Raw genomic sequence first — 20,521 nt, forward strand, 5'->3', positions numbered from 1 at the left:
CTGCCCGGCTCCGCCACGCCGCTCACGTCCGCCGAGGTGTCACGAACCGTCGTCTGGACGCCGCCCGGGGCGACAGACCGTGACCGCTCGGCGACCGGCGCGCGGCAGGTCTCGACCACCCGGCACCTCCCCGGCACCCACTCGGCACGCCCTGCCGAAGCACCGGGCGGTCCCGCGTCACACGCTTGCGCCAGCCTGGTACACCGGTGCTACCGTGGGTCCCGATGTACTCGGCACTCCTCCTCCTTCGCTGCCGCGACGAGGCCTGACACTCCGGCCCACCTCGTCGCGGAGTCCGTCGTGGCCGCACCACAACAGCTCACGAACACGCGACGAAAGCGAAGAACGATGCAGAACACCCAGCAGCCCTCCGGGATGCCGATCCACAAGTACGTCCCGTTCCACGAGCAGATCAGCGTCGACCTGCCGGACCGCACCTGGCCCACGAAGCGCATCGACAAGGCACCGCGCTGGTGTGCCGTCGACCTGCGTGACGGCAACCAGGCCCTCATCGACCCGATGGACGCCGAGCGCAAGCGGGCGATGTTCGACCTCCTCGTCCGGATGGGCTACAAGGAGATCGAGGTCGGGTTCCCGAGCGCCTCGCAGACCGACTTCGACTTCGTCCGGTCGCTGATCGACGAGGGCGCGATCCCCGACGACGTCACCATCCAGGTGCTGACCCAGGCGCGCGAGCACCTCATCCAGCGCACCTACGAGGCGATCGACGGCGCGAAGCAGGCCATCGTCCACCTGTACAACTCGACGAGCATCGTGCAGCGCGAGGTCGTCTTCCGCACCGACGTGCAGGGCGTCGTGGACATCGCGGTCACCGGCGCGAAGCTCTGCAAGGCCGCCGAGGCGACGCTGCAGCACGACACGACGATCTACTACGAGTACTCGCCGGAGTCCTACACGGGCACCGAACTCGAGGTCGCACTGGAGATCTGCAACGCCGTCCTCGAGGTCTTCGAGCCGACGCCCGAGCGCAAGGTCATCATCAACCTGCCCGCCACCGTCGAGATGGCCACGCCGAACGTCTACGCCGACTCGATCGAGTGGATGTCCCGCCGCCTCGCCCACCGCGAGGACGTCATCCTGTCGCTGCACCCGCACAACGACCGCGGCACCGCGGTCGCGGCCGCCGAGCTCGGCTACATGGCAGGCGCCGACCGCATCGAGGGCTGCCTGTTCGGCAACGGTGAGCGCACCGGCAACGTGGACCTGGTCGCCCTCGGGATGAACCTGTTCACGCAGGGCATCGACCCGGAGATCTCGTTCGCCGACATCGACCAGGTGAAGCGCACCGTCGAGTACTGCAACCAGCTGCCGGTGCCCGAGCGACAGCCGTGGGCGGGCGACCTCGTGTACACGGCGTTCAGCGGCTCGCACCAGGACGCCATCAACAAGGGCTTCGAGGCGATGAAGGCCAAGGCCGCCGCCGCGGGCAAGGACATCGACGAGATCGAGTGGGCGGTGCCGTACCTGCCGGTCGACCCGAAGGACATCGGCCGGTCGTACGAGGCCGTCATCCGCGTCAACTCGCAGTCAGGCAAGGGCGGTGTGGCGTACCTGCTCAAGACCGACCACGCCCTTGACCTGCCCCGCAAGCTGCAGATCGAGTTCTCCGGCGTCGTGCAGCGGCACACCGACACCGAGGGCGGCGAGTTCTCGTCGCAGCGCATCTGGGACGTGTTCCAGGACGAGTACCTGCCCGCGTCGATCGACGACGAGAAGTGGGGCCGGTACGAGCTCACCAAGACGGCGACGTCGAGCGACTTCGAGGGCACGACCTCGCTGTCCGTGGCACTCCGGGTCGACGAGGGCGCGGTCACGGCCGAGGCCGTCGGCACCGGTCCCATCGACGCGTTCCTGAAGGTGCTCGCCGAGCAGGGCGTCCAGGTCACGCTGTACGACTACTCGGAGCACACGATGAGCGCCTCCGGTGACGCGAAGGCGGCGTCCTACGTCGAGCTCGACGTCGACGGGGTGCGCTTGTGGGGCGTCGGCATCGACGCCGACATCTCGACGGCGTCGCTCAAGGCGATCGTGTCCGCGGTGAACCGCGCGGTGCGCGCGGGTGCCGCGGCCGGCGCACCGGAGCTCGTCTCGGCCTGAGACGCAACCAGCCCTGGAGGCGCGGTGCGGGTCCGTCCCGCAGCGCGCCTCCCGTCTGTGCCCGGTCTTTCCCCCGTCACGCGCGATTGCGGGTCGAATCGGGCGTACCTGGTCGTTCCTTCCGACCGGGTATGCCCGATTCCACTCGGTACCCCCGAGCCTCCCGCCCGCACCGCACGCGGCTGTCGGCGGGGCGGGGGATACTGGGGGCATGCCGCTGTACCGGGACGAGTGCGTCGTGTTGCGCACCCACAAGCTCGGTGAAGCCGACCGCATCGTCACGATGCTCTCGCGGCAGCACGGCAAGATCCGCGCCGTGGCCAAGGGCGTGCGGCGGACCGCGTCGAAGTTCGGCAGCCGCCTCGAGCCGTTCATGGTCGTCGACGCCCAGTTCTACGAGGGCCGTTCGCTCGACATCGTCACCCAGGCGGAGTCCCTCGGCGCGTACGGGGCCCAGATCGTCGCCGACTACGGCGCCTACACCGCGGCCAGCGCCATGGTCGAGACCGCCGACCGACTGAGCGAGGCCGACGCCGGGCTGCAGCAGTACCTGTTGCTCGTCGGGGCGCTCCGCTCGTTGTCGCGCGGTGAGCACCAGTCCAGCGCGACCCTCGACTCGTACCTGCTCCGTGCGATGAGCATCGCGGGGTGGGCCCCCTCGTTCAGCGACTGTGCGGTGACGGGGGAGCCCGGCCCGCACTCGGCGTTCGTGGTGCAGCTCGGCGGTGTCGTCGCCGACCGTGCGGCACCACCGGGGACCCCGCGGCTCGACCCGGCGACGCTCGGGGTGCTCGGCTCCCTGCTCGCCGGTGACTGGGCGACGGTCGACGCCACCGACGAGCGGACGCGTTCGCGGGCCTCCGGCGTGGTCGCGGCCTACGCCCAGTGGCACCTGGAACGATCGCTCCGGTCCCTGCCGCACGTCGACCGCTCCGAACACCCGATGCCGGTGCCGCAGACCCACGGCGGACCCGAGGCGACGGCGCGCGCGGTGGCCTCGACCCCGGCACCCGCCGTACCCGAGCCCGATCCTGATCCCGCTGTCGAAGGAGCCCCCACCGCATGAGCCCCCGCCGCCCCGACGACGTCGAACCGTTCCGCCCGATCGACTGGACCGGCGAGACGCCCCCGGCGATCCCGGCCCGGTTCGTGCCGGAGCACGTGGCCATCGTCATGGACGGCAACGGCCGGTGGGCGAACGGCCGCGGCCTGACGCGGATCGAGGGGCACAAGGCGGGCGAGGCCTCGCTGCTCGACGTCGTCGCCGGGGCGATCCAGATCGGCGTCGGGCACGTGTCGGCGTACGCGTTCTCGACGGAGAACTGGAAGCGCTCCCCGGAAGAGGTCCGGTTCCTGATGGGCTTCAACCGCGACGTCATCCGCCGTCGCCGTGACCAGCTGCACCAGTGGGGCGTCAAGGTGCGGTGGGCCGGCCGGCGCCCGCGGCTGTGGCGGAGCGTCATCGACGAGCTCGAGACCGCCGAGCGGATGACGGCGGGCAACGACGTCCTCACGCTGACGATGTGCGTGAACTACGGCGGCCGGAACGAGATCGTCGACGCCGTGCGGGGCATGGCCGAGGACGTCGCCGCCGGACGCCTGAAGCCGAGCCAGGTCACCGAGAAGGCTCTCGCCAAGCGGCTGTACGTGCCCGAGATGCCCGACGTCGACCTGTTCCTCCGGAGCTCGGGGGAACAGCGCACGAGCAACTTCTTGCTGTGGCAGTCCGCCTACGCCGAGATGGTGTTCCTCGACCGGCTCTGGCCGGACTTCCGTCGCACCGACCTGTGGGGTGCGATCGAGGAGTACGCCAGCCGCGACCGACGCTACGGCGGCGCGGTCGACACCCCGACGGCCTAGCCAGAGCCCAAGCCCAAGCCCGAGCCCGAGCCCGAGCCCGAGCCCCCGAGCCCGGCCCCTCAACCCGGCAGCGGCCCCTCGAGCAGGTGGGCGGCGGAGCGCACCGCGTCGAGCGCCGCACGGACGCTCGGCACACGGTCGGCACCACGGGCGACGACGACCTCGACACGCCGGGCGAGCTCGTCGTCCACGGGGTCGATCGCGACACCGGCGGGGATGACCGTCGTCGCGAGTGCCAGCCGGGGGAGCAGCGCCACCCCGAGCCCGGCGGCGACGAGCCCCACCACCGCGGCCGCGTTGTCCGTCTCCAGCACGATGTCCGGCGTGAACCCCGCGCTCGCGCACGACGCGAGCAGGTGCCCACGGCAACGCGGGCAGCCCCCGATCCACCGGGCGTCGTGGTGGGACGCGAGGTCCACGACGGTGGAGCCGGCGGGGCGGAGTCGCGCAGCGCCTCCTGGCTCGACCGGCGTCACCAGCGCGAGCGGGTCGCGACCGAGTGCCCGGGTCACGAGGCCCGCGTCCGGGGTGGTCCCGACCTCGTCACCGACGTAGGTGAAGGTCAGGGCGACGTCGACCTCGCCGCCGCGCAGCAGGTCGAGTGCCTCGGGTGGCTCGACCTCGACGTACGAGGTCGTCACGCCGGGCGCCGTCGCGGCGAGCCGGGCGAGCACCGCGGGCACGAGGGCGGAGGACGCGCTCGGGAACCCGGCGAGTCGCACCCGGCCACGGCTGAGTCCACCGACGGCGTCGAGGTCCTCGCGCGCCGCGGTCAGCGCGGCCTGGACGTGCAGGGCATGGTCGGCGAGCACCTGCCCCGCGTGCGTGAGGGTCGCGCCCCGTCCGCCCCGCAGGACCAGCGCGTGGCCGAGACGCTGCTCGGCCCGGGCCAGCAGCTGGCTGACGGCCGGCTGGCTCGACCCGAGTGCGGCGGCAGCGCGGGTGATCGACCCGCCGTCGGCCACGGCGCGGAGGACCCGGAGCAACTGGGGATCGATCTCGTCCATCACCCGATGTTATCGGTGGCACAACGAACCGGCTCTGGTGTGATGGGGCGGGAACGAGGACGCTGTCCGCATGGACTCCTTCCCCGCCGGCCGCGGCTACCTTGCGGCGTGCACAGCGGGCCTGCCGACCCGCGGCACCCTCGCCGCCCAGCGCGCCGACCTCGACGCGTGGTCCCGGGCCGAGACGTCGCCCGCCCGGTACGGCGCGCTGGTCGAGCAGGGACGGGCGCTCTTCGCCGCGCTGGTCGGCGTCCCGGTGGAGCGCGTGGCGACGGGATCGCAGACCTCGGTGATGGCCGCGGTCGTCGCCGACGCGCTGCCGGACGGCGCCGAGGTGGTCGTCCCCGACGGCGACTTCAGCTCGGTCGTCTTCCCGTTCCTCGCCCAGGCGCACCGCGGCGTCCGGGTCCGGAGCGTCCCGCTCGAGCGGCTCGCGGCGTCCGTCGGGCCCGACACCGCCTTGGTCGCGTGGTCCGCGGTGCAGTCCGCGACCGGCGTGGTCACCGACCCCGACCCGGTCGTGGCCGCCGCCCGACGCGTCGGCGCCCTGACCCTCTGCGACCTCACGCAGGCCGCCGGCGTGCTGCCCGTCGACGCCGCACCGTTCGACGTGACGCTCACGCACACCTACAAGTGGCTCTGCGCTCCGCGCGGCGTCGCCTTCATGACGCTCTCCGACACCGCCCTCGGCCGGCTCCGCCCGGTGCAGGCCGGCTGGTACGCGGGAGCGGACGTCTGGTCCTCCTGCTACGGCCCCGCCATGCACCTGGCCGACGACGCGCGTCGCTTCGACGTCTCGCCGGCCTGGCAGGCGTGGCCCGGTGCCGTGGCCGCGCTCGAACACGCGGTCGCGCTCGACCAGCGGGCGGTCTGGAGGCACGCCACCGGTCTCGCGGATCGGCTGTGCGACGCCCTCGGGTCGTCTCGGCAGGGCGACGGGCAGGCGATCGTGACGTTCGCGGACGCCGACGGGGCGGCCCTCCGGGCCCTCACCGCCGCGGGCGTCACCGCCTCGGGGCGTGCCGGGCGACTGCGCATCGCGTTCCACCTGTGGAACGACGAGTCCGACGTGACCGACGTCGTGGCCGCGCTCGGCGGGGTGGGGCCGGGCACGTCGCGCGGGTGAGCGTGGAGGGCGGACGCGGGGCGGGCCTCCCGGGCCAGGATCGCCGGTAGTCTTGCCCGGACCGTTTCCGCACCGAGCACCCAGCTCGGCGACCTCTGGAGCACCCTTTGGCACAGCCCTCCCGTCTCGACAGCGTCATCGCCCTGGCCAAGCGCCGCGGCTTCGTCTTCCAGTCGGGTGAGATCTACGGAGGCTCCCGCTCCGCATGGGACTACGGGCCCCTCGGTGTGGAGCTCAAGGAGAACATCAAGCGCCAGTGGTGGCAGCGGTTCGTCCGCGGCCGCGGGGACATGGTCGGACTCGACTCCGCGGTGATCCTGCCCCGCAAGGTGTGGGAGGCCTCCGGGCACGTCGCGACCTTCACCGACCCGCTGGTCGAGTGCCTGCACTGCCACCACCGGTTCCGCGAGGACCACCTGCTCGAGGCGTTCGAGGCGAAGAAGGGCCGCGCCCCCGAGGGCGGCATGGGCGAGATCGCCTGCCCGAACTGCGGCACCCGCGGCGAGTGGACCGAGCCCCGCGAGTTCTCCGGGATGCTCAAGACCTACCTCGGCCCGGTCGAGTCGGAAGAGGGCCTGAACTTCCTGCGCCCCGAGACGGCCCAGGGCATCTTCGTCGACTTCGCGCAGGTCGTCACGACCAGCCGCATGAAGCCTCCGTTCGGCATCGGTCAGGTCGGCAAGGCGTTCCGCAACGAGATCACGCCCGGCAACTTCATCTTCCGCACGCGCGAGTTCGAGCAGATGGAGATCGAGTACTTCGTGCCGCCGGCCTCGGCCGAGGAGCACTACGAGCAGTGGATCGCCGACTCGGTCGCGTTCTACACCGACCTCGGCATCGACCCGGAGAACCTGCGCCGCTTCGACGTGCCGGACGGCGAGCGGGCGCACTACTCCGACGCCACCGCCGACATCGAGTACCGCTTCGGCTTCACCGGCTCGGAGTGGGGCGAGCTGATGGGCGTCGCGAACCGCACCGACTTCGACCTGAACAACCACATCGAGGCGTCCGGCCAGGACCTCCGGTTCTTCGACCAGGCCGCCAACGAGAAGTACGTGCCGTACGTCATCGAGCCGTCGTTCGGGCTGACCCGTGCACTCATGGCGTTCCTGCTCGACTCGTACCACGAGGACGAGGCCCCCAACGCGAAGGGCGGTGTCGACAAGCGCACCGTCCTGCGCCTCGACCCGCGCCTGGCCCCGGTGAAGGCCGCCGTCCTGCCGCTGTCGCGCAACGAGCAGCTCTCGCCCGTCGCCCGCGGCCTGGCCGACGACCTGCGCAAGAACTGGAACGTGGACTTCGACGACGCCGGTGCCATCGGCCGTCGCTACCGTCGCCACGACGAGATCGGCACGCCGTTCTGCATCACGGTCGACTTCGACACGCTCGAGGACAAGGCCGTCACGGTGCGCGAGCGCGACACCATGGGCCAGGAGCGCGTCTCGCTCGACCAGCTGCAGGGGTACCTGGCGCAGCGGTTGCTCGGCGCGTAGGGGTCTCGCGGCCCCGCAAGACACCGGTGTTCGTGTGTTGCACACCCGCAGCAGGGTGCTCGACCTGCGAACACCGGTGTTTTGCTGCCAGCGGCGGGAATGCGCGCCGCAGGAGCGCGTTGGGGTCAGCATGAACGACTCCGTGAAGGTCGATGTCTGGTCGGACATCGCCTGCCCCTGGTGCTACATCGGCAAGCGCAAGTTCGAGGCCGGCGTCGCCGCGTTCGGCGCCTCGAGCGAGGGCCGCCCCGTCGAGGTCGAGTACCACTCCTTCGAGCTCAGCCCGGACACCCCCGTCGACTTCGAGGGCACCGAGGCCGAGTTCCTCTCGGGCCACAAGGGCATGCCCGTCGACCAGGCGCAGCAGATGCTCGACCAGGTCACCGCCATCGCCGCTGGCGTCGGTCTCGACTACGACTTCGAGGCCATGCACCACACCAACACGGTGAAGGCACACCAGGTCATCCACCTCGCCAAGCAGTACGGCAAGCAGCTCGAGATGGTCGAGCGTCTGTTCACCGCCTACTTCGAGCGCGGCGAACACGTCGGACAGGAGTCCTCGCTCGCCGACCTGGCTGCGGAGATCGGCCTCGACCGCGACGAGGTCCTCAGCACCCTGCGCGACGACGCCCAGCTCGCCGCGGTCCGCGCCGACCAGGCCCAGGCGCAGGCGTACGGGATCAACGGCGTGCCCTTCTTCGTGATCGACGGCAAGTACGGCGTCTCCGGCGCCCAGGACCCCACGGCGTTCGAGCAGGTGCTCCGCCAGGTGGTCGCGCTCCGCGAGACCACGCCGGAGGAGGTCGCCTCGGCGGCCGAGCGCGCTGCGGACGACGCGAGCGCGGACGTGGCGGTGCCCCGATGACGGACATGACCATCAGCGACCAGGGCGCGGTGCGCCTCCAGGCCGTGACGTCGGTGCCGTCCGTCCCGGACGCGCTCACGGGGCTGCCGGGTGCGTTCGGTGGTTCCGGCGTCCCCGGTCTGGAGGCCCGTCCCGCGTTGCTGACGCTCGTCACGCCCGGCGGTGCGCCGGTCTGCGAGGGCGACGCCTGCCTGATCGACGCCGGCTCGTTCGCCGGGGCCGAGGGCGACTGGTCCGAGGTGCCGGACTGACGGTTGCGTCAGTCGCGCTGCGGTTCCTCGTCGGTGATGTCGGCGACGGTCGCGCCGTAGGCGGCGACGAGCGCGTCGGCGTCGACGAAGGCGCTCGCACCGTGCCGGCCGGCGCCCAGGGCGACCCGGCGGCCGACGATGCGTTCGTCGGCGTACACCGGCAGGTCGCCCGTGGCACCGATCGGCGTGATGGTGCCGCGCTCGTAGCCGGACGCTTCGAGCGCAGTGGTGGCGTCGGGCATCGAGAGCTTGTTGACGCCGACGACCGTGCGGAGCTTCTTCCAGGCGATGCTGCGGCCGCCGGGCACCAGGGCGAGCAGGAACCCGCCGTCGTGGCGCTTCACCACCAGGGTCTTGACGATGTCGCCGGGCTCGATGCCGAGCAGTCCGGCGGCCTCGTGCAGGGAGTTCGCGGCCGGGCGCTCGACCACTTCGACCGGCAGGCCACGGGCCTCGGCGTCGGCGTCGAACCGGGTGCTGGCGTCGGTAGTCATGTGGAGAACGCTACCGGCGCGCACCGACGTGGGAGAATGGGAGACGTATGACGATCACTGACGCACCCGGGACGGCGACCCGTCCGGCGAAGCCCCTGCGCATCGGCCCCATCGAGGTCGACGTGCCGGTCGTGCTCGCGCCGATGGCGGGCATCACGAACATGGCCTACCGCCGGCTCTGCCGCGAGTACGGCGCCGGCCTGTACGTGTGCGAGATGATCACCTCGCGCGCGCTCGTCGAACGGACGCCCGTGTCGATGCAGCTCATCCAGCACCACGAGTCCGAGACCCCGCGGTCGATCCAGCTGTACGGCGTCGAGCCGAACACCGTGGCCGAAGCGGCGTCGATCCTGGTGGGCGAAGACCGTGCCGACCACATCGACCTGAACTTCGGCTGCCCCGTTCCCAAGGTGACGCGGAAGGGCGGCGGCGCGGCGCTGCCCTGGAAGCTCGACCTCTTCCAGGAGCTCGTCACGAAGACCGTGCGTGCCGCCGGTGACGTCCCCGTCACGGTGAAGATGCGCAAGGGCATCGACGAGGACCACCTGACCTACCTCGACGCCGCACGCATCGCGCGCGACGCCGGTGTCGCCGCGGTGTCGCTGCACGCCCGCACCGCGAACGAGCACTACTCCGGGCACGCCGACTGGTCCGCGATCGCCACGCTGAAGGAGACCGTCACCGACATCCCGATCCTCGGCAACGGCGACATCTGGTCGGCCGCCGACGCGCTCCGGATGATCGACGAGACCGGCGCCGACGGCGTGGTCGTCGGGCGTGGCTGCCTCGGCCGCCCGTGGCTGTTCGGCGACCTGGCCGCGGCGTTCCGCGGCGAGGGGCTGCGGTACATGCCGTCCCTGGGTGAGGTCGCCGACGGGTTCCGCCGGCACGCCGAGCTGCTCGTCGAGTTCTTCGCCGACGAAGAGCACGCCTGCCGCGACATCCGCAAGCACGTGGCCTGGTACTTCAAGGGGTACCCGATCGGCAGCGACGTCCGGGCCGGCCTGGCGATGGCGTCGAGCCTGCAGGAGATCGACGACTTCCTCGGTCAGCTCGACCACGACGCGCCGTACCCGGGTGCCGACGCCGAGGGGCCGCGCGGTCGTGCCGGGCACCCGAAGCGCACCGCCCTGCCCGACCGCTGGCTCGAGACCCGCGACGTCGACTCCGAGTTCCGCAAGGTCCTGGCCGCCGCCGAGCTGCACCACAGCGGCGGATGAGCGCCACCGCCTCGTACGGCCCGGCCGACGCGGAGCGCTGGCTCCCCGAAGAACACGGCAACCGCCGCTCGGACTTCGCCCGTGACCGCGCCCGACTGCTGCACTCCAGCGCCCTCCGGCGTCTGGCCGCCAAGACCCAGGTGCTCAGCCCGACGGCGGGGCTCGACTTCGCCCGCAACCGGCTGACCCACTCGCTCGAGGTCGCGCAGGTCGGCCGCGAGCTCGCCGATTCGCTCGGGCTCGACCCCGACGTGGTCGACACCGCGTGCCTGGCGCACGACATCGGGCACCCGCCGTTCGGGCACAACGGCGAGACCGCCGTGAACGCCTGGTCCACCGGGATCGGGGGCTTCGAGGGCAACGCGCAGACCCTCCGGCTGCTGACGCGGCTCGAGCCGAAGGTCTACGGCGTCCGGCCGGGTTCCGACGTCGACCGTCCGTACGGGCTCAACCTGACCCGCGCGTCGTTGGACGCCAGCTGCAAGTACCCGTGGCCGGCGGCGCAGGGGGTCTCGGAGTCGTCCTCCGGGCGCACCAAGTTCGGCTTCTACGACGACGACCACGACGCCTTCGAGTGGCTCCGCGCCGGCGCCCCGCGTCGTCAGCGCTGCATCGAGGCGCAGGTCATGGACCTCGCCGACGACATCGCGTACTCGGTGCACGACTTCGAGGACGCCGTCGTCGCCGGGTTCATCGACGTCGCGGCCCTGGGTGACCGCGTCGGCGAGAACGACATCGTGAGCGCCATGCACGCCTGGGTCGGCGACGACCTGAGCCGCGACGAGCTGCTCGAGGCGTTCGACCGCCTGCGCGAGTTGCCGCTCTGGATGACCGCGTACGACGGCTCCCGCCGTGACGCCGCACGCCTGAAGAACCTGACGTCGCAGCTGATCGGACGCTTCGCGCGCACCGCCACGACGGCCACCCGTGAGTCCTACGCCTCGGGGTCGCTCGTGCGGTTCGCCGCGTCGGTCGTCACCCCGCCCGAGATCATCGGTGAGATCGCCGTGCTCAAGGGCATCGTCGCGGCCTTCGTGATGACCCAGGGCGACCGTCAGCCCGTGTACGAAGACCAGCGCCGCGTGCTCACCGAACTGCTCGACGCGCTGGCGGCGACGGGGGCGTCCGACCTGGAGCCCGGCTTCGCCGCCGACTGGCACGCCGCGGGCGACGACGCCGGCCGACTGCGCGCCGTCGTCGACCAGGTCGCGAGCCTGACCGACCAGGGTGCACTCGCGTGGCACCGACGTCTGGTGGTGGGTGACCGTGAACCGGTCCACATCGCCGTCTGACCGGTCCGCCGACGTCGGTCCCACGAACTAGGATCGAGGGGTGGCTGGCAGGATCGCGCGGAACGACATCGACGAGGTCCGCTCGCGTGTCAACATCGCCGACGTCGTGGGCGACTACGTCACGCTGAAGCACGCGGGCGTCGGGTCGATGAAGGGCCTCTGCCCCTTCCACGACGAACGCTCCCCGTCGTTCCACGTCCGGCCCCAGGTCGGCCGCTACCACTGCTTCGGCTGCGGTGAGGACGGCGACGTCTTCAGCTTCATCATGGCGCAGGACCACACCACCTTCGCCGAGGCCGTCGAGCGCATGGCCGCGAAGATCGGCTTCACCCTGCACTACGAAGAGGGCGACGGGCCGCGCACCGACTACAACACCCGGGCCCGGCTGATCGCCGCGAACGAAGCAGCGCTCGAGTACTTCACGGGGCAGCTCACCACCGCTGCCGCCGACCCCGCCCGCCGGTTCCTGGGGGAGCGCGGGTTCGACCCCTCGGCCGCCCAGCACTTCGGCGTCGGGTTCGCCCCGAAGTCCTACGACATGCTCAAGGACCACCTGCGCGGTCGCGGCTTCACGATGGAGGAACTCGTGTCCGCCGGCCTCGTCAGCCAGGGTGACCGCTCGCCGTACGACCGGTTCCGCGGGCGCCTGATGTGGCCCATCCGCGACGTCACCGGGGCGACCATCGGCTTCGGGGCGCGCCGCCTGCTCGAGGACGACAAGGGTCCCAAGTACCTCAACACGCCCGAGACCCCGATCTACCACAAGAGCCAGGTGCTCTACGGGCTCGACCTGGCACGCCGCGACATCTCGAAGCAGAAGCAGGTCGTCATCGTCGAGGGCTACACCGACGTGATGGCCTGTCACGTCGCGGGCGTCACGACGGCCGTCGCCACCTGTGGCACGTCGTTCGGGGTCGACCACATCAAGGTGCTGCGCCCGATGCTCGGTGACCTGGCCGGCGCCGACCCGAACGCCAACGGCGAGGTCGTGTTCACGTTCGACCCCGACGAGGCCGGGCAGCGCGCAGCCTCGCGTGCCTTCGCGGAAGAACAGCGCTTCGCCGCGCAGACCTACGTCGCCGTGGCGCCCGGTGGGCTCGACCCGTGCGACCTCCGGCTCGCCCGCGGTGACGACGCGATCCGCCGATTGGTCACGAACAAGCGCCCGATGTTCGAGTTCATGATCCGCCGCACCCTGGACGGCCACGACCTCGAGACCGTCGAGGGGCGCGTCGGTGCCCTGCGCGCTGCTGCGCCCGTGCTCGCCGGTATCCGCGACCGCTCACTGACGCAGGGCTACGTGCGCGAACTCGCCGGCTGGCTGGGGATGGAGATCCCCGAGGTCCGTCGGTCGGTCGAGACCGCCCGACGCCGTGCGGGGTCCGCTGCCCAGGACGACCGGTCCGCGGGCTCGGGGCGCGACGGCCGTGCCGGAACCGGCACCGACGGGGCCGACACCCCCGACGAGCCCGTCGCCGGGATCCGCTCGCTGCCGAACGACCCGATCAGCCGCATGGAGCGCGACGCCGTGATGGCGATGGTGCAGCAGCCCACGTCCGTCGGGGCACCGATGCTCGGGCTCGCCGCGTCGGCCACGTTCTCGACGCCGATGCTCGCCGCCGTGCGGGACGCCGTGGTCGCCAACGTCGACGTCATCGGCGCGGGGGACTGGCTCGACCGGCTGCTCGCCGACGTGCCGGCGCCCCTCCGCACCCTGACGCACGAACTCGCCCTCGCACCGATCCCCGCGCGCAACGCCGAGGACCTGGCTGCCTACTGCCGGAGCATCGTCGTGGCTCTGGTCGAGCGCGACCTGCTCGCCCGCAAGGCCTCGTTGCTCGGCCAGCTGCAGCGCGCCGACCCGCACGAGCAGGCCGAGCGTCGCGCCGAGATCCAGCGGCAGCTCGTCGACATCGACGGGCAGCGGATGCGGTTGCGCGCCGACGCCGAGGCGTCCTAGGGCTCTTCCCGCGCTGTTGGTGGGCGCGGGGTCGCACGACGCGCCGCGTGCCTCTCGCCGAGGTCGCGCGAACCGTCGGACGGTGGGGCTGCAATCGGCGGTTGGTGCGCCCTTGGGGGTGCGTGAGCGGTCAGGACGTGCCGCGTGTGGGGCGTCGAGTGGTCGCGAAGCGTCGGTTGGCCGGGGTCCGGCCGACGGAACGTGACCGCGCGGGGCGGGTCGGGCGGGGAGTCGTGACCAGTTGGCAGGGGCGAGGGGCGGGGCGGACGCGGGGCGGGCCTCCAAGCCGGGGGACGAAGTCGCACGACGCGCCGCGTGCGTCTCGCCGAGGTCGCGCGAACCGTCGCACGGTGCGGCTGCGAGCGGCTGCTGGTTGTGCCGGCGACGGCGTGAGTGGTCGGGACGTGCCGCGCGTGGGGCGTCGAGTGGTCGCGAAGCGTCGGCTGACCGGGGTTCGGACGACGGAACGTGACCGCGCGGCGGGGGCGAGGGGCGGCGCGGACGTGGGTCGGGCGGGGAGTCGTGACCGGTCGGCGGGGGCGAGGGGCGGGGCGGAGGCGGGGCGGGCCTCCCGGCCGGGGGTGAAGTCGCACGACGCGCCGGGTGCGTCTCGCCGAGGTGGCACGAACTGTCGCACGGTGGAGCTGCGAGCGGCAGGTTGTGCGACCGGCGACGGCGTGAGTGGTCAGGACGTGCCGCGTGTGGGGCGTCGAGTGGTCGCAGATCGTCGGTTGGCCGGGGTCCGGCCGACGGGACGTGACCGCGCGGGGAGGGTCGGGCGGGGATTCGTGACCGGTCGGCGGGGCAAGAGGCGGGACTGACGCGGGGCGGGCCTCCCGGCCGGGGGTGAAGTCGCACGACGCGCCGCCGGCGCACCCCCGAGGTCGCGGGAACCGTCGCCGGGCGTTCCGTGGGACGGCAGCCCCGGCACTTTCGGGGTGGGAAGTGGCGGGAACGGCCGAGAACCAGCGCAATACGCCCCAGGTTGCACCACGCAACTTTTGTGCGTGACGCGCCGCTCGACTCCGGCGGAATCATGCATCACGCGGCGGGCCCGTGCATTACAGCGGTGTAAACAAATCGCCCCCGGTTCGTTCTGTTCCGTGACAGGGTGATACCAATGAGCGTTCCTGGCCGGGCACACAGACGTTCCACCCTCCGGCTCAGGACTCTTGCAATCATGACCAGAGAGGCAGCGGACATGGCATCCGTGACCAAGTGGGGCAAGCGCGGCATCGCGCTCGGCGCCGGTGCAGCAGCGACGGCGCTGGTGCTGACCGGCTGCGCGAGCAGCAGCGTGAGTGACACCGAACTGAACGGCCTGAGCATCGGGACGACGGACAAGATCACGTCCCTCGACCCGGCCGGTTCCTATGACAACGGCTCCTTCGCCGTGCAGAACCAGGTGTTCCCGTTCCTGATGAACACGCCCGTGGGGAGCCCGGACGTCGAGCCGGACATCGCCACGAAGGCGGAGTTCACGAACCCGACGACCTACAAGGTCACCCTCAAGGACGGGCTCGAGTTCGCGAACGGCAACAAGCTCACGTCGAGCGACGTGAAGTTCTCGTTCGATCGCGAGCTGAAGATCAACAACGAGAACGGTCCGCAGTCGCTGCTGGCCAACCTCAAGAGCATCGACACCCCGGACGACACCACCGTGGTGTTCAACCTGGACCACGCCGACCAGACCTGGCCGCAGGTGCTCTCGAGCCCCGCGGGTCCGATCGTCGACGAGGACGTCTTCAGCGCGACGAAGCTCACCAGCGCCGACGACATCGTCAAGGGCAAGGCCTTCGCCGGGCAGTACCAGATCAGCTCCTACAAGGAGAACGACACGATCCAGTACAAGACGAACCCGAAGTACGACGGCCTGCTCGGCAAGGCGAAGACCGACGAGGTCACCGCCAGCTACTACACCAAGGAGACCGACCTCAAGCTCGCCGTGCAGAAGGGCGACGTCGACGTGGCGTACCGCTCCCTGACGCCGACCGACATCTCGGACCTGCGCAAGGACGACTCCCTGAAGGTCACCGACGGCCCCGGTGGCGAGATCCGCTACGTGGTCTTCAACTTCAAGACCCAGCCGTTCGGCACCGGGCAGGACGACGCCGACGAGGCGAAGGCCCTGGCCGTGCGTCAGGCCGCCGCCGACGTGGTCGACCGTGCCCAGCTCGCGAAGGAGGTCTACAACGACACCTTCACCCCGCTCTACTCCATGGTGCCGGACGGCCTGACCGGCGCGGTCCAGCCGTTCAAGGAGATGTACGGCGACGGCGACGGCGGCGCGGACGTGGCGAAGGCGAAGAAGACGCTGTCGGACGCCGGTGTCACGGGCAAGGTGCAGCTCGACATCCAGTACGCGCCCGACCACTACGGTTCGGCCTCGGACGACGAGTACGCGCTGCTCAAGCAGCAGCTCGAGGACTCCGGTCTGTTCACCGTCAACATCCAGTCGACGGTCTACACGACCTACGCGCAGGAGCGCACCAAGGACGCCTACCCCGTGTACCAGCTCGGCTGGTTCCCGGACTTCTCCGACGCCGACAACTACCTGTCGCCGTTCTTCACCAAGGAGAACTTCGTCCAGAACCACTACGACGACCCGGAGATCCAGGACCTCATCGCGAAGGAGCAGGCCGAGTCCGACACGGACAAGCGTGCTGCCCTGATCGAGCAGGCCCAGGAGCGCGAAGCCACCCAGATCTCGACGCTGCCGCTGCTGCAGGGCAAGTCCGTCGCGGTCGCCGGCAAGGACGTCAAGGGCCTGACCCTCGACGCCTCGTTCAAGTTCCGGTACGCCACCCTGAGCAAGTAGCACCAAGCCCCACGTGCAGGCCGCGGGCGTTCCCACGAGGAACGCCCGCGTGCCTGTGCAACGGCGACGAAAGGCACACACCCCGTGACCCTCAGCACTCCCGAGGCGACGCAGGACGTGAACGGCACCGATCCCACCAAGCCACAGGCACAACGCAGTGCCAAGAACAGTGGCGGCGGACTCGGCCGGTACATCCTCGTCAGGTTCCTCCTCATCATCCCGACCGTCTTCATCCTGGTGACGCTCGTGTTCTTCCTGATGCGCGTCATCGGGAACCCGATCACCGCATCGGTCGGCGGTCGTCTCACGCCGAGCCAGCTGCAGGAACGCCTGCACGCCGCCGGGTACGACCGGCCGGTGCTCGTGCAGTACTTCGAGTACCTCGGCAACATCCTGCGCGGTGACTTCGGCACCTCGTCGACGGACAACCGTCCGATCACCGACATCATCGTCACGTACGGCGGCGCGACCGCGGAGCTCGTGTTCTACGCGCTCATCGTCGCGCTCGTGCTCGGCATCCCGCTCGGCATGCTCGCCGCGTACACGCGCGACAAGTGGCCGGACGTGCTGCTCCGTGCGCTCGCGATCCTGACCTACGCCACGCCGGTGTTCTTCGGTGGTCTGCTGCTCAAGCTCGTCTTCTCGGTGTGGCTCGGCTGGCTGCCCCTCGGCGACCGTGCATCGACCCGGGTGTCGCTCATCCTCGACGGCATCCCGGGCGCGAGCGGCATCTACATCATCGACGCGCTCCGCACCGGCAACGCCGCGGTCATCGGCGACGTGCTGCAGCATGCCGTCCTGCCGGCGCTGACGCTCGGTCTGCTGACGGCGGGCATCTTCCTGCGCCTGGTGCGCGCGAACATGATCGGGTCGCTCGGCTCGGAGTACGTCGACGCCGCCCGGTCCCGCGGCGTGCGCGAGTCGCGGCTCGTCCGCACCCACGCGTTCCGTCCGGCCCTCGTGCCGATCATCACCGTGATGGGGCTGCAGATCGCGATGCTCCTGGGCGGCTCGGTGCTCACCGAGACGACCTTCGGGTGGCGCGGCCTGGGCTTCGAGCTCAACCAGTACCTGTCGGCCCGTGACTTCGTCGCGGTGCAGGGCATCGTCGCGATGCTGGCGGTGATCGTCGCGGTGACCAACTTCATCGTCGACGTGGTCGCCGCCCTGATCGACCCGAGAGTGAGGTTCTGACGATGGTCGACACCACCCTCGTCGACCGCCACGAGCCGCTCTGGAAGCGACTCCCCGTGGTGGTCCAGCTCCGCCGGAGCACCGGCTGGCAGCGCGCCATGCTCATCGTCGGCGTGGTCATCTGCGCCCTCTACCTGCTCGTCGCGGTCTTCGCACCGCTCCTCGCCCCGTACGGCTTCGGCCAGCTGCAGGGCGCGAACGGGCAGAGCTTCCCGCGCACCGGCGAACCGAGTGCCGAGCACATCTGGGGCACCACGGTCGGCGGCTTCGACGTGTTCAGCCGCGTGCTCTACGGTGCCCGCACAGCCGTGCTCGTCGTCATCGTCGCCGTGATCGTCTCGATCATCGTGGGCGTCCTGCTCGGCATGGTCTCCGGGTACCTCGGCGGCTGGCTCGACCGCGTCCTGGTGGTCGTGGCCGACGCCATCTACGCGTTCCCGTCGCTGCTGCTCGCGATCATCGTGTCCATCGTCATCTCCGGCGGCAACTCGAGCTACTCGGGCGGCATCATCGCGGCGGCGATCTCGATCACCGTCGTGTACGTGCCGCAGTACTTCCGCGTGGTCCGGGCCGAGGCCGTCCGGCTGAAGAACGACGCGTTCGTGGAGTCGGCGCGCGTGATGGGCACGAACCCGTGGCGCATCATGACGCGGCACGTCCTGCGGAACTCGACCCGTTCCCTGCCGCTCATCCTGACGCTCAACGCGAGCGACGCGATCCTGACCCTGGCCGGCCTCGGCTTCCTCGGGTTCGGCATCGGCCCGACGTCGGGCGCCGAGTGGGGCTACGACCTGAGCCGCGCGCTCTCCGACGTCGCGAGCGGTGTCTGGTGGACGGGTGTCTACCCGGGTGTCGCGATCGTGGTGCTCGTGCTCGGCGTGACCTTCATCGGCGAGAGCCTGAACGACATCTCCGACCCCCGCCTGCGTGCACGCCGACGCCTGAAGCAGCTCGTGTCCACGCGGGAGACGCGCGAGACGCGCGACGCCGCGACACCCCGCGACACGCGCGACGCCGAGGCACCGCGCACCGCCGGGAACGACACGGAAGGGACGGACGCATGACCCCGACCACCCGCCTGCAACCGGGCGACACCACCACCGAACCGGTCGTCGTCGTGGACGACCTGACCGTCACGTTCGCGACCGACGGCGGCGCCGTCGACGCGGTCAAGGGCGTCAGCCTCGACGTCCGCCCCGGCGAGGTGCTCGCCCTGGTCGGCGAGTCCGGCTCCGGCAAGTCCGTCACGGCGCGCAGCATGCTGCGGCTCATGCCGGAGACGGCGACGCTCGGCGGCGCGGTGCTGCTCGACGGCACCGACGTGGTGAGCGTCGGCGCCCAGAAGCTCCGCAGCCTGCGCGGAACCGCCGGGGCGATGGTGTTCCAGGAACCGTCGACCGCCCTCAACCCGGTCTTCACCGTCGGGTGGCAGATCGCCGAGGGGCTCCGTGCCCACGGCGGCGTGTCCAGGAAGGAAGCACGGGCGAAGGCCATCGACTACCTCGGTCGCGTCGGCATCCCCGACCCCGAGACCCGCGTCGACCACTACCCGCACCAGTTCTCCGGCGGGCAGAAGCAGCGCGTGGTCATCGCGAGCGCACTGGCCCTCGAGCCGAGCGTCATCATCGCGGACGAACCGACGACGGCGCTCGACGTGACGGTGCAGGCCGAGATCCTCGACCTCCTGCGTCGCTGCCGTGACGAGTTCGGCACCGCGATCGTCGTCATCACGCACAACATGGGCGTGGTCGCCGACCTGGCCGACCGCGTCGCCGTGATGTACCAGGGCGAGATCGTCGAAGAGGCCACGGCGTCGGCGCTGTTCGCGACGCCGCAGGCCGACTACACCAAGCGGCTGCTCGCGGCGGTGCCTCGGCTCGAGGCGTCCACCGGGGTGGCCCGGCGCGCCGCGATCTCCGAGGACGTCACCCCGCTGGTCGAGGCGAAGGGGCTCGAGATCGAGTACCCCGGGCGGCTCGGCTCGCCGGCGTTCAAGGCGGTCAAGGGCGTCGACCTGGCAATCCGTCCGGGAGAGGTCCTCGGCCTGGTGGGGGAGTCCGGCTCCGGCAAGACCACCATCGGCCGGGCGATGGCGGGCCTGACGAAGGTCACCGGCGGGTCGCTCAAGGTCCTCGGCGCCGAGATGCTCGGGTACCGCGAACGCGACTTCAAGCACCTGCGGAAGGACATCGGGTTCGTCTTCCAGGACCCGGCGACCTCGTTCAACCCGCTGCTGACGATCGCCGAGTGCGTCGCCGAGCCGCTGGTCGTGCACAAGGAGGTCTCGAGCCCGCGCGCTGCACGCAAGCGGGTGGACGAGCTGCTCGAGGCCGTGCAGCTGCCGGCCGCGTACGGCGACCGCTACCCGCACGAGCTCTCCGGCGGGCAGCGCCAGCGCGCGTCGCTCGCCCGGTCGCTCGCGCTCCGGCCGAAGCTGCTCATCGCCGACGAGCCGACCAGTGCGCTCGATGTCTCCGTGCAGGCGCGCGTGCTCGAGCTCTTCCTCGAGCTCCAGCAGGACCTCGGCTTCGCCTCGCTGTTCATCAGCCACGACCTCGCGGTCGTCGGCGCGCTCTCCGACCGGATCGCGGTGCTGTACCGCGGCGACCTGGTCGAGACGGGCACGACGGCGCAGGTCCTCGGCGCGCCGCAGCACCCCTACACGCAGCGGCTCCTCGCGTCGCTGCCGGTGCCGGACCCAGCCGAGCAGGCGGAGCGACGGCGTACGCTGGAGCGACTGGAGCACGCCGGGTCCTGACCCGACGTGACCCACCCTGGAGGCCCGGCCAGCGTCGTCGACGCACGCCGGGCCTCCAGGGTGGT

16 protein-coding genes are annotated in these 20,521 nt (G+C 71.1%); 14 read left to right on the forward strand and 2 right to left on the reverse strand.

All coding sequences use genetic code 11. The annotated features are described in order from the left end of the window. The first annotated feature begins 348 nt into the window (after positions 1 to 348). The 3 genes from leuA to HQQ79_RS07425 all read left to right on the forward strand — a co-directional run bounded on the left by leuA (position 349) and on the right by HQQ79_RS07425 (position 3,978). Positions 349 to 2,118, forward strand: a complete 1,770-nt coding sequence (gene leuA, locus HQQ79_RS07415; RefSeq protein WP_110860436.1) for a 2-isopropylmalate synthase — start codon at positions 349 to 351, stop codon at positions 2,116 to 2,118. 211 nt (positions 2,119 to 2,329) lie between these two features. Continuing rightward, the gene (gene recO / locus HQQ79_RS07420) at positions 2,330 to 3,184 is read left to right on the forward strand and encodes a DNA repair protein RecO (RefSeq protein ID WP_027465318.1); all 855 of its coding nucleotides are present in this window, start codon (positions 2,330 to 2,332) and stop codon (positions 3,182 to 3,184) included. After that, a complete protein-coding gene (locus HQQ79_RS07425; RefSeq protein ID WP_071251399.1) occupies positions 3,181 to 3,978 on the forward strand; it encodes an isoprenyl transferase in 798 nt (265 codons plus the stop codon). Before recO ends, HQQ79_RS07425 begins: the two co-directional genes overlap by 4 nt. 59 nt (positions 3,979 to 4,037) lie before the next feature. Here HQQ79_RS07425 and HQQ79_RS07430 read toward each other — a convergent pair whose 3' ends face one another. Continuing rightward, positions 4,038 to 4,985: a LysR family transcriptional regulator gene (locus tag HQQ79_RS07430; protein ID WP_173033386.1), complete on the reverse strand. Its 948-nt coding sequence runs from the start codon at positions 4,983 to 4,985 to the stop codon at positions 4,038 to 4,040. A 70-nt stretch (positions 4,986 to 5,055) separates the two neighbouring features. On the opposite strand from HQQ79_RS07430, the gene HQQ79_RS07435 reads away from it, so the two are divergent. The 4 genes from HQQ79_RS07435 to HQQ79_RS07450 all read left to right on the forward strand — a co-directional run bounded on the left by HQQ79_RS07435 (position 5,056) and on the right by HQQ79_RS07450 (position 8,720). Beyond that, entirely contained in the window at positions 5,056 to 6,111 is a 1,056-nt protein-coding gene (locus HQQ79_RS07435; RefSeq protein ID WP_173033388.1) for an aminotransferase class V-fold PLP-dependent enzyme, read from the forward strand. Between the two features lie 107 nt (positions 6,112 to 6,218). Beyond that, a complete protein-coding gene (locus HQQ79_RS07440; RefSeq protein ID WP_173033390.1) occupies positions 6,219 to 7,604 on the forward strand; it encodes a glycine--tRNA ligase in 1,386 nt (461 codons plus the stop codon). A gap of 130 nt (positions 7,605 to 7,734) precedes the next feature. Further along, a complete protein-coding gene (locus HQQ79_RS07445) occupies positions 7,735 to 8,469 on the forward strand; it encodes a DsbA family protein (RefSeq protein ID WP_173033392.1) in 735 nt (244 codons plus the stop codon). Between the two features lie 5 nt (positions 8,470 to 8,474). Beyond that, positions 8,475 to 8,720, forward strand: coding sequence for a hypothetical protein (locus tag HQQ79_RS07450; RefSeq protein ID WP_146247980.1), 246 nt, complete (start codon positions 8,475 to 8,477; stop codon positions 8,718 to 8,720). 8 nt (positions 8,721 to 8,728) lie between these two features. Here HQQ79_RS07450 and HQQ79_RS07455 read toward each other — a convergent pair whose 3' ends face one another. Continuing rightward, a complete protein-coding gene (locus tag HQQ79_RS07455) occupies positions 8,729 to 9,214 on the reverse strand; it encodes an aminoacyl-tRNA deacylase (protein ID WP_173033394.1) in 486 nt (161 codons plus the stop codon). 47 nt (positions 9,215 to 9,261) lie between these two features. On the opposite strand from HQQ79_RS07455, the gene dusB reads away from it, so the two are divergent. From dusB to HQQ79_RS07490, 7 genes are all read left to right on the forward strand, one after another. Beyond that, positions 9,262 to 10,434, forward strand: a complete 1,173-nt coding sequence (dusB, locus tag HQQ79_RS07460) for a tRNA dihydrouridine synthase DusB (protein ID WP_173033396.1) — start codon at positions 9,262 to 9,264, stop codon at positions 10,432 to 10,434. Beyond that, positions 10,431 to 11,726: a deoxyguanosinetriphosphate triphosphohydrolase gene (locus tag HQQ79_RS07465; protein WP_173033398.1), complete on the forward strand. Its 1,296-nt coding sequence runs from the start codon at positions 10,431 to 10,433 to the stop codon at positions 11,724 to 11,726. Before dusB ends, HQQ79_RS07465 begins: the two co-directional genes overlap by 4 nt. A 40-nt stretch (positions 11,727 to 11,766) precedes the next feature. After that, complete coding sequence (gene dnaG / locus HQQ79_RS07470; protein ID WP_027465327.1) at positions 11,767 to 13,686, forward strand: DNA primase; 1,920 nt, start codon at positions 11,767 to 11,769, stop codon at positions 13,684 to 13,686. A gap of 1,201 nt (positions 13,687 to 14,887) precedes the next feature. Further along, the gene (locus HQQ79_RS07475; RefSeq protein WP_027465328.1) at positions 14,888 to 16,504 is read left to right on the forward strand and encodes an ABC transporter substrate-binding protein; all 1,617 of its coding nucleotides are present in this window, start codon (positions 14,888 to 14,890) and stop codon (positions 16,502 to 16,504) included. 117 nt (positions 16,505 to 16,621) lie between these two features. After that, positions 16,622 to 17,698 carry an ABC transporter permease gene (locus HQQ79_RS07480; protein WP_083404423.1) on the forward strand — a complete coding sequence of 359 codons (1,077 nt, stop codon included), beginning with the start codon at positions 16,622 to 16,624 and terminating at the stop codon, positions 17,696 to 17,698. Between the two features lie 2 nt (positions 17,699 to 17,700). After that, positions 17,701 to 18,762 carry an ABC transporter permease gene (locus HQQ79_RS07485; RefSeq protein WP_173033400.1) on the forward strand — a complete coding sequence of 354 codons (1,062 nt, stop codon included), beginning with the start codon at positions 17,701 to 17,703 and terminating at the stop codon, positions 18,760 to 18,762. Next, on the forward strand, positions 18,759 to 20,456 hold the full coding sequence (locus HQQ79_RS07490) for an ABC transporter ATP-binding protein (RefSeq protein WP_173033402.1): 1,698 nt from the start codon (positions 18,759 to 18,761) through the stop codon (positions 20,454 to 20,456). Before HQQ79_RS07485 ends, HQQ79_RS07490 begins: the two co-directional genes overlap by 4 nt. Positions 20,457 to 20,521: the final 65 nt, after the last annotated feature.

The organism is Curtobacterium sp. VKM Ac-2852 (assembly GCF_013205045.1).
Lineage (GTDB): Bacteria > Actinomycetota > Actinomycetes > Actinomycetales > Microbacteriaceae > Curtobacterium > Curtobacterium flaccumfaciens.

Bases quoted from the DNA above. Each gene is read 5' to 3' on its own strand.
- HQQ79_RS07455 (WP_173033394.1), bottom strand. From the start codon at position 9,214: ATGACTACCGACGCCAGCACCCGGTTCGACGCCGACGCCGAGGCCCGT.
- HQQ79_RS07435 (WP_173033388.1), top strand. From the start codon at position 5,056: ATGGACTCCTTCCCCGCCGGCCGCGGCTACCTTGCGGCGTGCACAGCG.
- HQQ79_RS07465 (WP_173033398.1), top strand. From the start codon at position 10,431: ATGAGCGCCACCGCCTCGTACGGCCCGGCCGACGCGGAGCGCTGGCTC.
- HQQ79_RS07445 (WP_173033392.1), top strand. From the start codon at position 7,735: ATGAACGACTCCGTGAAGGTCGATGTCTGGTCGGACATCGCCTGCCCC.
- dusB (WP_173033396.1), top strand. From the start codon at position 9,262: ATGACGATCACTGACGCACCCGGGACGGCGACCCGTCCGGCGAAGCCC.
- HQQ79_RS07430 (WP_173033386.1), bottom strand. From the start codon at position 4,985: ATGGACGAGATCGATCCCCAGTTGCTCCGGGTCCTCCGCGCCGTGGCC.
- leuA (WP_110860436.1), top strand. From the start codon at position 349: ATGCAGAACACCCAGCAGCCCTCCGGGATGCCGATCCACAAGTACGTC.
- HQQ79_RS07490 (WP_173033402.1), top strand. From the start codon at position 18,759: ATGACCCCGACCACCCGCCTGCAACCGGGCGACACCACCACCGAACCG.
- HQQ79_RS07425 (WP_071251399.1), top strand. From the start codon at position 3,181: ATGAGCCCCCGCCGCCCCGACGACGTCGAACCGTTCCGCCCGATCGAC.
- HQQ79_RS07485 (WP_173033400.1), top strand. From the start codon at position 17,701: ATGGTCGACACCACCCTCGTCGACCGCCACGAGCCGCTCTGGAAGCGA.
- recO (WP_027465318.1), top strand. From the start codon at position 2,330: ATGCCGCTGTACCGGGACGAGTGCGTCGTGTTGCGCACCCACAAGCTC.
- HQQ79_RS07450 (WP_146247980.1), top strand. From the start codon at position 8,475: ATGACCATCAGCGACCAGGGCGCGGTGCGCCTCCAGGCCGTGACGTCG.
- HQQ79_RS07475 (WP_027465328.1), top strand. From the start codon at position 14,888: ATGGCATCCGTGACCAAGTGGGGCAAGCGCGGCATCGCGCTCGGCGCC.